This window comes from Streptomyces sp. Go-475 (assembly GCF_003330845.1).
GTDB lineage: Bacteria > Actinomycetota > Actinomycetes > Streptomycetales > Streptomycetaceae > Streptomyces.
In genome coordinates, this window is sequence record NZ_CP026121.1 from 4,899,168 (window position 1) to 4,914,737 (window position 15,570).

Sequence of the window (15,570 nt, forward strand, 5' to 3'; positions counted from 1 at the left end):
GCCGAATGATGAGCAGTACTCCGGAGATCTCGACCCGCACGGCCGGCGCACACCGGGTGCACCGGGAAGCGCGTGACCGCGGGGCCGCCCGCACCCTGGCGCAGCGGCCGCCCGCGCGCTACGAGCCCTACCTGGACGGCCTGTTCACCTACTGCCTGTCCGTGCTGTGCGACCACGACGCCGCGACCGCTGCCCTGGGCGACGTCCTCGCCCTCGCCGAACGCCGCGGCCGGCACGCCCCCGAGGCACCCGCGGACCGCAGGGCCTGGCTGTACGCGCTGGCCCGCTGGGCGTGCCTGCGCAAGCTGGCCGAGGCCAAGCAGAAACGTCAGAGCAGCCACGCGGCGGGCCGTTCCGACCGGCAGCGCGCCGACCGGCAGACCGCCCCGGCCCTCTCCGAGGAGGTCCGGGAACGCCGGCGCGCCGAACTGGCCCTGCTGGCCTGGCCCGAGGCCGCCGGCACCACCCCGGAGCAGCGTGAGGCGCTCGAACTCGCCGTGCGCCACCACCTCGCCGCCCACGAGGTCGCCGCCGTCCTCGGCATGGACGTGGCCGCCACCCGCGACCTGCTCGCCTCCGCCGCCTGCGAGGTGGAACGCACGCGTGCCGCCCTCGCCGTCGTCGAGACCGGGGCGTGCCCGAGCGTCGCGCACCTCGTCGGCGACGACCGGCTGGTGCTCGGCACGGCCCTGCGCCGCGAACTCGTCCGGCACGTCGACGACTGCCCGCGCTGCCGCCGCACCGCCGAGCGCGCCATCCCCGGCCGCTGGCCCGGCACCAGCGTCACCCCCGCCGAACTGCCCGTCCTGCCGGCGCCCCGCGCGGCCCTGCACGTCGCCATGGCCCACCACCCGCGCGCGCGGGGCGCCGCGCCCCGCTTCGACCGGCGCGGCTTCCCGATGGACCCCAAGGACCACGCCGCCCGAAGGGACCGGCTCCGCGCGCGTGCCGTCACCACCACCGTCGTCGCCACCGTGGTGGCCGCCCCGGTGCTCGCCCTGTGGGCCGCCTACCGGGGCACTCCCGTGGGCGAGGGCCAGGACGGCCGCTCGGCCTCCGCGCGCGAGGCGGACGACCCGTTCGGCCTGGACGGCGAGATGGCGGGCGGCGGCTACGAGAACACCGGCAACGCCAGCACCCGCCCCGGCCCCCGCTTCGGCAAGGACGGCAAGGCCGACGTCTCCGTCGAGGTCATCGGCGTCCCCGGCGCCGGCCGCAAGGCCGCCCTGGACATCACGGCCGGCCACAGCGGCGACACCACCCTGATCACGCTGACGGCCACGGGCCCCGCCCCGGTCCGCTGGTCCGCCACCACGGGCGCCGACTGGCTCTACCTCAGCCAGTCGGCGGGAACGCTCCGGCCCGGCCAGTCGTTGACGATCAAGGTGTACGTCGACCACCTGCGGGAGCCCTCCGGCCCCTGGCGCGCGCAGGTGGCGGTGGCACCCGTCGGCGCCGTCGTCCACATCGAGGGCTACGGCACCGCGCCCAGCCCCTCCGGCCCCGGCCCGCGCCCCAGCAGCCCGGCCGAGCCGCCCCCGACCCGGCCCGACCCGACGCCCACGACGTCCGCCCCGGACCCGACCCCGACCACGCCGCCCCCGTCACCCGACCCGGACCCCACGCCCACACCGACGGACCCGGAGCCCACCGAGCCGGCGGACTCGCCGCCCCCGCCCCCGGACAGCGGCGACCCGAGCCCGGCCACGTCATAGGCCCCGGCCGCTCAGACCGCCGGGTCCGCCGGATGCGGGGCCAGCAGCGGCAGCTGCGAGGCCAGCCGCTCCTCGCACAGCTCGACCAGCCGGTCGTAGCCGGCCTTGCCCATCAGCTCGATCAGCTCGGGCCGGTAGGAGACGTACACCGGTTCGCCCGCGCCGTGCGCCGAGGTCGCCGAGGTGCACCACCAGTGCAGGTCGTGCCCGCCCGGACCCCAGCCCCGGCGGTCGTACTCACCGATCGACACCTGCAGCACGCGCGTGTCGTCGGGCCGGTCGATCCACTCGTACGTCCGCCGCACCGGCAGCTGCCAGCACACGTCCGGCTTGGTCTCCAGCGGCTCCCGGCCCTCCTTCAGGGCGAGGATGTGCAGCGAGCAGCCCGCGCCGCCCGGGAAGCCGGGCCGGTTCTGGAAGATGCAGGAGCCCTGGAAGGGGCGGGTCTGGCGGTCGCCGTCCTCGTCCTCGGACACCCAGCCGTTCCGCGTGCCCTCGGCGTGGTGCTGCCAGATGTCCGGCGTGAGCCTCGCCACATGCTCGGCGACGCGCCGCTCGTCGTCCTCGTCGGAGAAGTGGGCACCCAACGTGCAGCACCCGTCATCCGCGCGGCCCGCCTGGATGCCCTGGCAGCCGCTGCCGAAGATGCAGTTCCAGCGAGAGGTCAGCCATGTCAGATCGCAGCGGAACACCTGCTCGTCGTCCGCCGGATCGGGAAACTCCACCCACGCGCGAGCGAAGTCGAGCCCCTTCTCGTCGGATACCGCGACGCCCGGTGATTTGTCGCGCTTGGCCTTTTTCGTCTTTGGCACGAGTCCAGGGTACGGGCCTGATGCCCCTACCGAGGACGGCGGACGGCACCGCTGGCAGTAGCGTTCCGTACATGAGACTCGGTGTCCTCGACGTGGGATCGAACACGGTGCATCTGCTGGTGGTGGACGCACACCCCGGCGCGCGCCCGCTGCCCGCGCACTCGCACAAGGCGGAACTGCGCCTCGCCCAGCTCCTCGACGACAGCGGCGCGATCGGCCCCGACGGCATAGACCGGCTCATCGGGGTCGTCCACGAGTCCCTCCAGGCCGCCGAGGACAAGGGCGTCGAAGAGGTGCTGCCGTTCGCGACCTCCGCGGTCCGGGACGCCCGCAACGCCGACGACGTCCTGGCGCGCGTGCGGGCCGAGACGGGCGTCGAGCTCCAGGTCCTCACCGGCGCGGAGGAGGCCCGGCTCACCTTCCTCGCCGCCCGCCGCTGGTTCGGCTGGTCGGCCGGGAAGCTCCTGGTCCTGGACATCGGCGGCGGCTCCCTGGAGATCGCCTACGGCATCGACGAGGAGCCCGACGCGGCCGCCTCGCTGCCGCTGGGCGCCGGCCGCCTCACCGCCGGCTGGCTGCCCGGCGACCCGCCCGCCCCGGACGACGTCCGCGCCCTGCGTCGCCACGTCCGCACGGAGATCGCCCGCACGGTCGGCGAGTTCAGCCGCTTCGGCGCCCCCGACCACGTCGTCGCCACGTCCAAGACCTTCAAGCAGCTCGCCCGCATCGCCGGCGCGGCCCGCTCCGCCGAGGGCCTCTACGTCCAGCGGGAACTCAAGCGGGAGTCCCTGGAGGGCTGGGTCCCGAGGCTGTCCGGCATGACGGAGGCGGAACGGGCCGAACTCCCGGGCGTCTCGGAGGGCAGGGCGGGCCAGCTGCTGGCGGGTGCCCTGGTGGCCGAGGCGGCGATGGACCTGTTCGGCGTGGAGCGCGTGGAGATCTGCCCCTGGGCGCTCCGGGAGGGCGTGATCCTGCGCCGGCTGGATCACATGGAGTCCGTATAGACCTCCAGAGGGACGGACGTCCAGGGGGCCGGGACGAGCCACGACGGACGCCGCGCCCGCCACGTGGCAATCACCACAACGGCGAGCAGGCACCCCACGGCCTCCCCGTCCCACCCCGTAATCTGTCCTCCATGGCAGAGCCAGCCGTAAAGATCCCGGACGCGAAGGTCGCCCTCTCGACGGCCTCGGTCTACCCGGAGTCGACGGCCACGGCCTTCGAGATCGCCGCGCGCCTCGGCTACGACGGAGTCGAGGTCATGGTCTGGACCGACCCCGTCAGCCAGGACATCGAGGCCCTGCGCAGACTGAGCGACTACCACCAGATCCCGATCCTGGCCGTGCACGCCCCCTGCCTGCTCATCACGCAGCGCGTCTGGTCCACCGACCCCTGGACCAAGCTCCAGCGGGCCCGCGCGGCGGCCGAGAAGCTCGACGCGAGCACGGTCGTCGTCCACCCCCCGTTCCGCTGGCAGCGCCAGTACGCCCGGGACTTCGTCACCGGCATCTGGCGCATGGCGAACGAGACGGACGTACGGTTCGCCGTCGAGAACATGTACCCCTGGCGCTACCGCGACCGCGAGATGCTCGCCTACGCCCCCGACTGGGACGTCACGAACGACGACTACCGCCACTTCACGATCGACCTCAGCCACACCGCGACGGCCCGCACCGACGCCCTCGACATGGTCGACCGCATGGGCGACCGCCTGGGCCACGTCCACCTCGCCGACGGCCGCGGCTCCGCCAAGGACGAGCACCTGGTGCCCGGCCGCGGCACCCAGCCCTGCGCCGAGGTGCTGGAGCGGCTCGCCCTGACCGGCTTCGACGGCCATGTCGTCATCGAGGTCAACACCCGCCGCGCCATGTCCACCGCCGAGCGCGAGGCCGACCTGGCCGAGGCCCTGGCCTTCACCCGCCTCCACCTGGCCTCGGCGGCGAAGGTGCCGCGCCGATGACCGACCGGCCCCCGGCCGGCACCGGCCCCACCGCCCGCCGCCGCGGCCGCCCCCCGCGCACGGAGTCCGCCGACACCCGCGACCGCATCCTCACCGCCGCCCGCGACGAGTTCTCCGAGCGCGGCTACGAGAAGACGTCCGTGCGCGGCATCGCCAAGACCGCCGGCGTCGACTCCGCCCTCGTGCACCACTACTTCGGCACGAAGGAGCAGGTCTTCGAGGCGGCGATCACCCAGTCCTTCGGACCCGCGCTGCAGGCGCCGAAGGCCATCGAGGAGGGCCCGCTCGACGGCGTGGGGGAGCGGCTGGCCCGCTTCTTCTTCGGCGTCTGGGAGAACCCGGCGACCCGCGCGCCCCTGCTCGCCATCGTCCGCTCCGCCCTCACCAACGACACCGCGGCCGCCGTCTTCCGCCGGATCGTCGCCACCCAGGTCCTGCACCGCATCGCCGTACGACTGGACCTGCCCGACGCGGAACTGCGGGCCGAGCTGGCCGCCGCCCAGCTCGTGGGCACGGCCGTCCTGCGCTACGTCATCAAGGTCGAGCCGCTGGCCTCGGCGGACCCGGAGCAGATCATCGAGCGGCTGGCCCCCGTCGTCCAGGGACACCTGACCGCTCCGTAGCGCCCCGGACGGGCCGTCGCGAGACGGGCATCCCGCATTCCGGACACTCCGTCCCGCCCACTGGATGACCGGCGTACGCTCGGTAGCAGTCAGAAATCTCCGAATCCTCTGACGCAGCCTGTAGAAGGAGCGAGCGACGATGCCCGAGCTGAGGTCCCGCACAGTCACCCACGGCCGCAACATGGCGGGCGCCCGCGCCCTGATGCGCGCCTCCGGTGTACCCGGTGCGGACATCGGCCGCAAGCCGATCATCGCGGTCGCCAACAGCTTCACGGAGTTCGTGCCGGGCCACACGCACCTGGCGCCGGTCGGCCGGATCGTCAGCGAGGCGGTGATCGAGGCCGGCGGCATCCCGCGCGAGTTCAACACCATCGCCGTGGACGACGGCATCGCCATGGGCCACGGCGGCATGCTCTACTCCCTGCCCTCCCGCGACCTGATCGCGGACAGCGTGGAGTACATGGTCGAGGCCCACTGCGCCGACGCCCTGATCTGCATCTCCAACTGCGACAAGATCACCCCGGGCATGCTCAACGCGGCCCTGCGGCTGAACATCCCCACGGTGTTCGTCTCCGGCGGCCCGATGGAGTCCGGCCGCGCCACCCTCGTCGACGGCACGGTCCGCACGCTCGACCTGGTCGACGCGATCTCCGACGCCGTGAACGACAAGATCTCCGACGAGGACATCCTCCGCATCGAGGAGAACGCCTGCCCGACCTGCGGCTCCTGTTCCGGCATGTTCACCGCCAACTCGATGAACTGCCTGACCGAGGCCATCGGCCTGTCCCTGCCCGGCAACGGCTCGGTCCTCGCCACGCACACGGCCCGCAAGCAGCTGTACGTGAACGCGGCCAAGACGGTCATGGACATCACCCGCCGCTACTACGAGCAGGACGACGACACGGTCCTGCCCCGCAGCGTGGCGTCCTTCGCCGCCTTCGAGAACGCCATGGCCCTCGACATCGCCATGGGCGGCTCCACCAACACGATCCTGCACCTGCTGGCCGCCGCCCAGGAGGCGGGCGTCCCCTTCGGCCTGGAGGAGATCAACGAGGTCTCCCGCCGCGTGCCGTGCCTGGCCAAGGTCGCCCCGAACGTCGCCAAGGACCGCACGTACTACATGGAGGACGTGCACCGCGCCGGCGGCATCCCCGCCCTGCTCGGCGAGCTGCACCGCGCGGGCCTGCTCAACGAGGACGTGCACTCCGTGCACAGCCCCTCCCTCGCCGACTGGCTGAAGACCTGGGACGTGCGCGGCGGCTCCCCGTCCCCGGAGGCCGTCGAGCTGTGGCACGCGGCCCCCGGCTGCGTCCGCTCCGCCGAGGCCTTCTCCCAGTCCGAGCGCTGGGAGGCCCTGGACGAGGACGCCGAGGGCGGCTGCATCCGCTCCGTCGAGCACGCCTACTCCAAGGACGGCGGCCTCGCGGTCCTCAAGGGCAACCTGGCCGTGGACGGCTGCGTCGTGAAGACGGCCGGCGTCGACGAGTCCATCTGGACCTTCGAGGGCCCGGCGGTCGTCTGCGAGTCGCAGGAGGAGGCCGTCCAGAAGATCCTCACCCAGCAGGTCAAGGACGGCGACGTCGTCGTCATCCGCTACGAGGGCCCCAAGGGCGGCCCCGGCATGCAGGAGATGCTCTACCCGACCTCGTACCTGAAGGGCCGCGGCCTCGGGAAGACCTGCGCGCTCGTCACGGACGGCCGCTTCTCCGGCGGCACCTCGGGCCTGTCCATCGGCCACGCCTCCCCGGAGGCGGCCGCGGGCGGCACCATCGCCCTCGTCGAGGACGGCGACCGCATCCGCATCGACATCCCCAACCGCTCGATCGACCTCATGGTCGACGACGCCGAGCTGGCCCGCCGCGAGCAGGCCCTGAACGGTCGGTACGCCCCGAAGAACCGCGACCGCAAGGTCTCGGCCGCCCTGCGCGCCTACGCGGCGATGGCGACCAGCGCGGACAAGGGCGCGGTCCGGGACGTGTCGAAGCTGGGCTGACCCCCCTGCCCCCTTCTGCCGCCGAGGGCCGCCCCCGTCCACCGGGAGCGGCCCTCCGCGCGTCCTGCTACGACCCGGCCGGCTACCACCCGGCCGGATCCCGCGCGTCGACGGCGAAGACACTGCCGTCCGGCGCGGTGGCGTAGATCCGGTCGCCCACGAGCAGGGGCTCGGGAAGCGCTCCCGGGACGCGGTCCGACTGCGTCCTCAGCCGGGGCGGGGTCTGCCCGGCGAGGGTCCCGCGCCGGGCGTCGGCGGCGAGCAGCCGCCCGTCCGGCGTGGTGACGTACACGTACCGTTCCCCGGCGACGGGCGTGGAGCTCCGCACGACGCCGGTCTCGAGGTTCCACAGCTGCTTGCGGGCCGCCAGGTCGACGGCGACGAGGGAGCCGCCGGTGCCGGTGAGGAAGACCAGGTCTCCGCGCGCGGTGCCGTGGGCCTGCTGGAGGGGAACGGCGAGGCGCACCCGCCGCGTCGCTCCGCTGCCCGGGGTGTAGCGGACCACGGCCCGCGCGTCCCCGCGCACCGCGTCGACGGACAGCAGGAACAGCGACCCGTCCACCGTGTCGAAGGGCCGCAGCGCCCCGTCCAGCCGGGCGTCCCAGCGCACGTCCCCCGTCTCCGGGTCCACGGCGGTGACCCGCGTGCCGGACCCGTCGTCCGACGTGCTCGTGACGTACGCCAGCGGGTCGCCGGAGAACGTGACGAAGTACGGCATCGCGTGGCCGGGAATCCGGTGGCTCCACCGCGGGTCGCCCGACGCGCTGTCCACGCCGGTGACCGTCCCGTCCGTTCCCGTGATCAGCAGCATGCCCCCGGCGGACTCCATGCCGCTGTACGCGGGCACGTCCCGCTGCCACTTCACCTTGCCCGACCTCGGGTCGAGCGCCTCCACGTGACGCCCCTGGCCGATCGCGCTCTGCACGAGCCCGCCGGTCAGCACGGGCGGTCCGCTTCTGACGCCCGCGCCGACGGCACGCCGCCACAGGAGGTGCCCGTCGGACGGATCGAGGGCGAAGACCCGTCCCGGCACGGCACAGAGCAACCGTTCCGCCCCGTAGGAGCACTGGGGCGTTCCCCCCGAGGTGGCCGGTGTCGTCTCCCAGCCGGTGAACGCGGCGGACGTCGTCCGCGGGGCGCTGTGCGGCGGGGCCCCGCCGCCGGGGCCGGTCAGGGGGAGCGACACCAGGGCGCCCACGACGGCCACGCCGAGCAGTCCGGCGCCGAGTGCCGCCCGTCTGCCGAGGCGCCTGCCCGGCTTGCGCTCGGGCTCCGCCTCGCGGGCGGGCTCCTCGACGGCGGGCTGCCGCTCCGGAACGTCTCCCGCCCCCTGAGCGGGGATGAACGTCTGGGTGTCGTACGAGGCCGCGACCGAGCGCAGTTCCCGCATCAACTCGTCCGGCGTGGGCCGGTCCTCCGGCTCCTTGGCCAGGCACCGCCGCACCAGCGGCGCGATCTCGTCCGGCACTCCGGCCAGGTCGGGCTCGTCGTGCACGACCTGGTAGGCGACGACGTAGGGGCTGTCGGAGTCGAACGGCCCGCGTCCCGTGGCCGCGTGCACCATCACCGACCCGAGCGCGAAGACGTCGGCGGCCGGACCGACGTCCCGCGGACGCCGGAACTGCTCGGGTGCCATGAAGGGCGGTGTGCCGATCAACTTGCCGGTCTCGGTGCGCAGTTCACTGTCCGACGGCCGGGAGATGCCGAAGTCGATGACCTTCGGCCCGTCGTCGGCGAGCAGGACGTTGCTCGGCTTCAGATCCCGGTGGACGACTCCGGCCCGATGGATGTCGCGCAGCGCCTCGGCCAGCCCGGCCATCAGCCGACGCAACTGGGCCGTCGCCATGGGCCCGTTCCGCTTCACCTCTTCGGAGAGGGTCGGGCCCGGGATGTACAGGGTGGCCATCCACGGCCGTCCGGCCTCCGGGTCGGCATCGACGACGGGTGCGGTGAAGGCCCCGCTCACCCGGCGCGCCGCCGCCACCTCCTGCCGGAAACGCCCTCTGAAATCGGGGTCGTCGGCGAACCGGGCGTGCACCACCTTCACCGCGAGCTTCATCCCGGACGTGCTCCGGGCCAGGTGCACCACGCCCATGCCGCCGGAGCCCAGACAGGACTCCAGCCGGTAGTGACCGACGTACTCGGGAAGTTCCGCTTCCGGGTCCGCTCCGGCGTCTCGCTGTGGCGCCATGGGACCACCCCCGTGCTGTTCGTCCGCGTGCGCGACGCACGGAGCCTAGTCGATGACTCGTGCGGGACAGAGGCGGCTTGCTAGCCTCCCTGCGCGAGTTACGCACATGTGTTTCATGGGGCGACTCGGGGGAATCAACGGGACCCCATGGCAGCCATGGGGGTTCAACGGGGGAGGTTTTTCATGTCTGTCGATCGCGTGGAAGCAGTCGAGAGCGGGGACGAGAGCGAAGTCGCCACCCTGGCGGCAACGGCCCTGCGCACCTACCCGGTGGCCCCGGGCTACCGGGTCAACGTCCGCAGCGGCCCCGGCACCGGCTACTCCATCGTCCGGGTCCTGCCCGAGGGGGCCAGGGTCACCATCTTCTGCCAGACACCGGGGACGACGGTCTCGGGCCCGTACGGCACGTCGAACATCTGGGACAACATCGCCGACGGCGAGTACATCTCGGACGCCTACGTGCAGACGGGCAGCGACGGCTACGTCCGCCCGCGCTGCGGCTGAGGCCCCGGGAGCCCGCGGCCGCCCCGGAGCCATAATCGACTCGTGAGAGACGAACCCGGCACCCCGGCCGCCCCCGCGGGCTCCCCGGCCGACCCCACCGGCCCCCGCCCCGAACCCCTGCGCTTCTTCGGCACGACCTGGCTGCACCACGACAACGGCTACACCACCCGGCGCGTCGCGGTCTCCGCCGGCTCACTCACCGCCGCCGCCGTCTCCTGCCTGGTCCTCCGCCTCGCCTACCAGGGCCTCCAGATCGCCGCGATCGGCAGCTTCGTCACGCTCCTCATGACCGTCATGTTCGCGATCTGCAGCGCGATGGCCTTCCGCCACACCTGGGACGGCTTCACCCGCCGCCCCGACCCGGACCGCCAGGCGTCCCTCCGCGGCCTGCTGACCATCGGCTTCGTCGGCTCCCTCCTCGCCTACTTCGTCCGCTCCCTCACCGAGGCACCCGGCGAGAAGCTCCACCGCGCCGAGTACGAGGAAGCCCGCAGGCAACACGAGAAGCGCACCACCCGCCGCACGGGCAACCCGTCGAAGAAGCGCCGCCGCGTATAGGCCCCCAGGCCCTCTCACCGAAATCTCACCGCCCCCCGCCCCACCCCCGGCCACCATGGCCGCATGACCACACCACCCACCGCTGACGACCCCACCGGAGCCCCCACCACCCCCGAACCACCCACCCGATCCGCCCGGGCCCACTCCTTCAACGCCGCCGCGGCCCAGTACGCGGCCAACCGCCCCTCCTACCCCCCGGCCCTCTTCGACGCGTTGGAAGACCTCGCCGGGCGTCCCCTCGCCGGCGCGCGCGTCGCGGACATCGGCGCCGGCACCGGCATAGCCACCGCCCTCCTGCACGCCCGGGGCGCGGACGTCGTCGCCGTGGAACCCGGCGACGGCATGGCGGCCCAGTTCCGCAGCGCCCACCCCGCCCTCCCCCTCATCCGCGGCACGGGCGACGACCTCCCCCTCGCCGACGCCTCGGTCGACCTCGTCACCTACGCCCAGGCCTGGCACTGGACCGACCCCGCCCGCTCCGTCCCGGAGGCCCTCCGCGTCCTGCGCCCCGGCGGCGCCCTGGCCCTGTGGTGGAACACCGACGCCCTCGACGTGCCGTGGATCGCCGAGGCCGCCGCCCGCACGGCACGCCACTTCGGCATCGACGTCTCCGCCGAGAAGCGCAACGTCAACGCCCACGCCGCCGACCCGGCCGACCGCCTCGACTTCACCCGCCGCACGGTCCGCTGGAGCCGCCGCGTCCCCGTCGACACCCACCTCGCCAACATCGGCAGCCACTCGGTCTTCCTGGTGCACGGCGAGGACCGCACCGCGGCCTTCCTCGCCGAGGAACGCGAGCACCTGCTCAGGGCCTTCCCGGACGGCCACGTCGAGGAGGTCTACGACGTGATCCTCCTGCTCGCCAAGGCCCCGGCCCGACGCCCACCCGCTTGACGGGTCCCCTCACCGGGAGCATTATTCATCGCATGATGAATAATGCTCCCGACCCACCGCGCCCGGCCACCGACACCTCTTCGGCCACCGACGCCACCGACACCGGACCGGCCGCCGTCCACGCCCAGGACCTCACCGTCGTCCGCGGCCCCCGCACCGTCCTGCGCGACCTCGCCTTCACCGTCCCCCGGGGCCGGATCACCGGCCTCCTCGGCCCCTCCGGCTGCGGCAAGTCCACCCTCATGCGCGCGATCGTCGGCACCCAGGCCAAGGTCACCGGCACCCTCGACGTCCTCGGCCACCCCGCCGGCCACCCCACCCTGCGCACCCGCATCGGCTACGTCACCCAGGCCCCGTCCGTCTACGACGACCTGACCGTCCGCCAGAACCTCGACTACTTCGCCGCGATACTCGACCCCGGCCGGGCCGCCGCCGACCGACGCCACGAGCACGTCACCCGGGCCATGGCCGACGTCGACCTCACCACCCACGCCGACGCCCTGGCCGGCAACCTCTCCGGCGGCCAGCGCAGCCGCGTCTCCCTCGCCGTCGCCCTCCTCGGCACCCCGGAACTCCTGGTCCTCGACGAACCGACCGTCGGCCTCGACCCGGTCCTGCGCCGCGACCTCTGGGCCCTCTTCCACGACATCGCGGCCGGCCGCGGCACCACCCTCCTGGTCTCCTCCCACGTCATGGACGAGGCCGAGCGCTGCCACCGCCTCCTCCTCATGCGCGAGGGGGAGGTCCTGGCCGACGACACCCCCGACGCCCTGCGCACCCGCACCGGCGCGGAAACCGTCGAAGCGGCCTTCCTCCACCTGGTCGACGAGGCCAAGGCCGCAGCCCGCACGAAGGAGACGACCCGATGACCCCCACCACCCCGTCCCCGAGGGCCCTGAACCCCTCCCGCACCACCGCCACCGCGACCCGCGTCCTCCGCCAGCTCACCCACGACCCCCGCACCATCGCGCTGCTGATCCTCATCCCCTGCGTGATGCTGCTCCTGCTCCGCTACGTCTTCGACGGCAGCCCCCGCACCTTCGACAACATCGGGGCGTCCCTCCTCGGGATCTTCCCGCTGATCACGATGTTCCTGGTGACCTCCATAGCCACCCTGCGCGAACGCACCTCCGGCACCCTCGAACGCCTCCTCGCCATGCCCCTCGGCAAGGGCGACCTCATCGCCGGCTACGCCCTCGCCTTCGGCACCCTCGCGATCATCCAGTCCGCCCTGGCCACGGGCCTCGCGCTCTGGCTCCTCGGCCTCGACGTCACCGGCAGCCCCTGGCTCCTCCTCCTGGTGGCCCTCCTCGACGCCCTCCTCGGCACGGCCCTCGGCCTCTTCGTCTCGGCGTTCGCGGCCTCGGAATTCCAGGCGGTCCAGTTCATGCCGGCGGTGATCTTCCCCCAGCTCCTGCTCTGCGGCCTGTTCACCCCGCGCGACGCCATGCACCCGGCCCTGGAGACCCTCTCCGACGTCCTGCCCATGTCCTACGCCGTCGACGGCATGAACGAGGTCCTCCACCACACCGACATGACGGCCACCTTCGTCCGGGACGTCCTGATCGTCGCGGGCTGCGCCCTGCTGGTCCTGACCCTGGGCGCGGCGACCCTCAGGCGCCGGACGGCGTAGCCCCCCGCCCGCATCCCGCCCAGCGGACACCCGAGCCGCCCCCCCCCACCCCCCGGTGCGAGGATGGACCCCGGACGACGCACCCTTCGGAGGCACCCCGCGCCATGACCCAGAAAGTCGCAGTCCTCGGCACCGGCAAGATCGGCGAAGCCCTGCTCAGCGGAATGATCCGCGCCGGCTGGAGCCCGGCCGACCTCCTGGTCACCGCCCGCCGCCAGGAACGGGCGGAAGAACTCCGCACCCGCTACGGCGTCACCCCGGTCACCAACCCCGAAGCCGCCAAGACCGCCGACACCCTGATCCTCACGGTCAAGCCGCAGGACATGGGCACCCTCCTCGACGAGCTCGCCCCGCACGTCCCCGCCGACCGCCTGGTCATCAGCGGCGCCGCCGGCATCCCCACGGCCTACTTCGAGGAACGCCTGGCCCCCGGCACCCCGGTCGTCCGCGTCATGACGAACACCCCCGCCCTCGTCGACGAGGCCATGTCCGTCATCTCCGCCGGCACCCACGCCACCGCCGACCACCTCGCCCACACCGAGGAGATCTTCGGCGCCGTCGGCAAGACGCTCCGCGTCCCCGAGTCCCAGCAGGACGCCTGCACCGCCCTCTCCGGCTCCGGACCGGCCTACTTCTTCTACCTGGTCGAAGCCATGACCGACGCCGGCATCCTCCTCGGCCTGCCCCGCGACAAGGCCCACGACCTCATCGTCCAGTCCGCCATCGGCGCCGCGACGATGCTCCGCGACAGCGGCGAACACCCGGTCAAGCTCCGCGAGAACGTCACGTCCCCCGCCGGCACGACGATCAACGCCATCCGCGAACTCGAGAACCACGGCGTACGGGCCGCCCTCATCGCCGCCCTCGAAGCCGCCCGCGACCGCAGCCGCGCCCTGGCCTCCGGCAACAACAGCTGACCACCGGGGGCGGGCCCGGCACCCGCCCCCGCAGCCACGTCACACCCGGGCGTCGGCCGGCTCCTTCTCCGCCACGGCCGGCAGCAAGCCGATCGCCCGGTACGCGGCGTCCACCGTCGGCCGGGCCATCCCCCGAGCCCGCTCCGCCCCGTCCCGCAGCACCCCCTCCACGTACGCGGGGTCCGTACACAACTCCTTGTGCCTCTCCCGCAAGGGCCGGAGCACCTCGACCACAGCCTCCGCGGTGTCCTTCTTCAGGTCCCCGTACGACGTGTACGCACCACTCAACAGCTCGGGCTCCCCACCCGTGCACGCCGCGAGGATCTCCAGCAGATTGGCGAGCCCCGGCCGGGCCTCCCGGTCGTACACGACCTCCCGCCCACTGTCGGTCACGGCCCGCATGACCTTCTTCCGCACCACGTCCGGCTCGTCCAGCAGATAGACGATCCCCGGCCCGACGTCGTCGCTCTTGCCCATCTTCGACGTCGGCTCCTGCAGATTCATCACCCGCGCCGCGACCCCCGGCCGCGTGGCCCGCGGCACCACGAACGTGTGCCCGTACCGCTGGTTGAACCGCACGGCCACATCCCGCGCCAGCTCCACGTGCTGCCGCTGATCGTCCCCCACCGGCACCTCGTCGGTCCCGTACGCCAGGATGTCCGCCGCCATCAGCACGGGATACGTCAGCAGCGACAGCCGCACACTCCCACCCCGCCGCTGCTCCCGCACGGCCTTCTCCTTGTACTGGATCATCCGCCGCATCTCACCGTCGGTGGCCACACACTCCAGCAGGTACGACAGCCGCGCGTGCTCGTCCACATGGCTCTGCACGAACACCGTGCACCGTTCCGGATCCAGCCCCGACGCCAGCAGCAACGTCGCCGCCTGCCGGCTCAGCCTGCGCACCCGCGCGGGATCGTGCTCCACGGTCAGCGCGTGCAGGTCCACGACACAGAACAGGGCGTCGGCCGCGTGCTGATCGACCGCGGCCCACCGCCGCATGGCCCCCAGGTAGTTCCCCAGCGTCAGATGCCCCGTCGGCTTGACCCCGCTGAAGACCCGTGTCATCTCTCCTCCACCTCCTGGTCGGGACCGCCGCCCCGGGCGGCCGGCCCCCTCGGTGGTCCTGGAGGGAGAAACAAGAACGGCCGCCGAAGCGGCGGCCGTTGAGTGCATACGTGAGGACGGCCGCCGTCAGGCGGCCCACCAGAACTGGCTGCACGTACGCGTCGTCATGCACCCCAGACTACGCCCCGGGAGTGCCCTCCGCCCGTGAGTTGACACGCCCAGACCCGATCCGTAGTGTTCTCCGAGTTGCCCGACGTGAGCGCCGACCCCGGTCGGTCCCCGGGCAGCCAATCCGCAAGTACCAACCACTACTCGACGCGCAGTAGTTCTGTCGTCGTTTCCTTGGCATGCGTATTTACGGAATGAGGAATCCCCGTTCGAAAGGACGCGGCCCCCGATTGGCTCGGGAGCCGGGGAATCCGCTAAAGTCTCACTCGTCGGAACGGCCCAACAGCCGCGAAGGCAAGCCCAACTGACTGGGAATCAGGCCCGAAAGGATCTGATAGAGTCGGAACCGCCGGAAAGGGAAACGCGGAAGCGGGAACCTGGAAAGCGCCGAGGAAATCGGATCGAGAAAAGATCTGATAGAGTCGGAAACGCAAGACCGAAGGGAAGCGCCCGGAGGAAAGCCCGAGAGGGTGAGTACAAAGGAAGCGACCGTTCCTTGAGAACTCAACAGCGTGCCAAAAGTCAACGCCAGAT

At 72.8% G+C, this 15,570-nt stretch carries 13 protein-coding genes and 1 pseudogene; 11 read left to right on the forward strand and 3 right to left on the reverse strand.

The genetic code is table 11. From position 1 onward, the window contains the following. Positions 1–5: 5 nt before the first annotated feature. The gene (locus tag C1703_RS22640) at positions 6–1,715 is read left to right on the forward strand and encodes a sigma-70 family RNA polymerase sigma factor (protein ID WP_114254598.1); all 1,710 of its coding nucleotides are present in this window, start codon (positions 6–8) and stop codon (positions 1,713–1,715) included. 11 nt (positions 1,716–1,726) lie between these two features. On the opposite strand, the gene C1703_RS22645 is transcribed toward C1703_RS22640, so the two are convergent. Next, entirely contained in the window at positions 1,727–2,527 is an 801-nt protein-coding gene (locus C1703_RS22645) for a hypothetical protein (protein WP_114254599.1), read from the reverse strand. Between the two features lie 71 nt (positions 2,528–2,598). On the opposite strand from C1703_RS22645, the gene C1703_RS22650 reads away from it, so the two are divergent. The 4 genes from C1703_RS22650 (at position 2,599) to ilvD (ending at position 7,103) form a co-directional block, all read left to right on the forward strand. Next, complete coding sequence (locus tag C1703_RS22650; protein ID WP_114254600.1) at positions 2,599–3,531, forward strand: Ppx/GppA phosphatase family protein; 933 nt, start codon at positions 2,599–2,601, stop codon at positions 3,529–3,531. 131 nt (positions 3,532–3,662) lie between these two features. Continuing rightward, the gene (locus C1703_RS22655; protein ID WP_114254601.1) at positions 3,663–4,487 is read left to right on the forward strand and encodes a sugar phosphate isomerase/epimerase; all 825 of its coding nucleotides are present in this window, start codon (positions 3,663–3,665) and stop codon (positions 4,485–4,487) included. Further along, complete coding sequence (locus tag C1703_RS22660; protein WP_114254602.1) at positions 4,484–5,110, forward strand: TetR family transcriptional regulator; 627 nt, start codon at positions 4,484–4,486, stop codon at positions 5,108–5,110. Before C1703_RS22655 ends, C1703_RS22660 begins: the two co-directional genes overlap by 4 nt. Positions 5,111–5,249: 139 nt before the next feature. After that, a complete protein-coding gene (gene ilvD / locus C1703_RS22665; RefSeq protein WP_114254603.1) occupies positions 5,250–7,103 on the forward strand; it encodes a dihydroxy-acid dehydratase in 1,854 nt (617 codons plus the stop codon). Positions 7,104–7,185: 82 nt separating this feature from the next. On the opposite strand, the gene C1703_RS22670 is transcribed toward ilvD, so the two are convergent. Continuing rightward, entirely contained in the window at positions 7,186–9,294 is a 2,109-nt protein-coding gene (locus tag C1703_RS22670) for a serine/threonine-protein kinase (protein WP_114254604.1), read from the reverse strand. 183 nt (positions 9,295–9,477) lie between these two features. On the opposite strand from C1703_RS22670, the gene C1703_RS22675 reads away from it, so the two are divergent. From C1703_RS22675 to proC, 6 genes and pseudogenes are all read left to right on the forward strand, one after another. Then, the gene (locus C1703_RS22675; protein ID WP_114254605.1) at positions 9,478–9,798 is read left to right on the forward strand and encodes an SH3 domain-containing protein; all 321 of its coding nucleotides are present in this window, start codon (positions 9,478–9,480) and stop codon (positions 9,796–9,798) included. A gap of 42 nt (positions 9,799–9,840) precedes the next feature. Continuing rightward, positions 9,841–10,356 carry an EamA/RhaT family transporter gene (locus C1703_RS22680; protein WP_114254606.1) on the forward strand — a complete coding sequence of 172 codons (516 nt, stop codon included), beginning with the start codon at positions 9,841–9,843 and terminating at the stop codon, positions 10,354–10,356. Positions 10,357–10,419: 63 nt separating this feature from the next. Continuing rightward, entirely contained in the window at positions 10,420–11,250 is an 831-nt protein-coding gene (locus C1703_RS22685) for a class I SAM-dependent methyltransferase (RefSeq protein ID WP_114254607.1), read from the forward strand. A 32-nt stretch (positions 11,251–11,282) separates the two neighbouring features. Then, a pseudogene (locus C1703_RS22690) lies at positions 11,283–12,116 on the forward strand (ABC transporter ATP-binding protein); the annotation flags it as partial. After that, positions 12,116–12,883, forward strand: coding sequence for an ABC transporter permease (locus C1703_RS22695; protein ID WP_114254609.1), 768 nt, complete (start codon positions 12,116–12,118; stop codon positions 12,881–12,883). The pseudogene C1703_RS22690 and the gene C1703_RS22695, both read left to right, overlap by 1 nt. 104 nt (positions 12,884–12,987) lie before the next feature. Further along, positions 12,988–13,800, forward strand: coding sequence for a pyrroline-5-carboxylate reductase (proC, locus tag C1703_RS22700; RefSeq protein ID WP_114254610.1), 813 nt, complete (start codon positions 12,988–12,990; stop codon positions 13,798–13,800). 39 nt (positions 13,801–13,839) lie between these two features. Here the strand turns inward: proC and trpS are convergent, their stop codons facing one another. Beyond that, positions 13,840–14,868 (reverse strand): tryptophan--tRNA ligase, encoded by a 1,029-nt coding sequence (gene trpS, locus C1703_RS22705; protein WP_114254611.1) that lies wholly within the window; start codon positions 14,866–14,868, stop codon positions 13,840–13,842. Positions 14,869–15,570 lie beyond the last annotated feature (702 nt).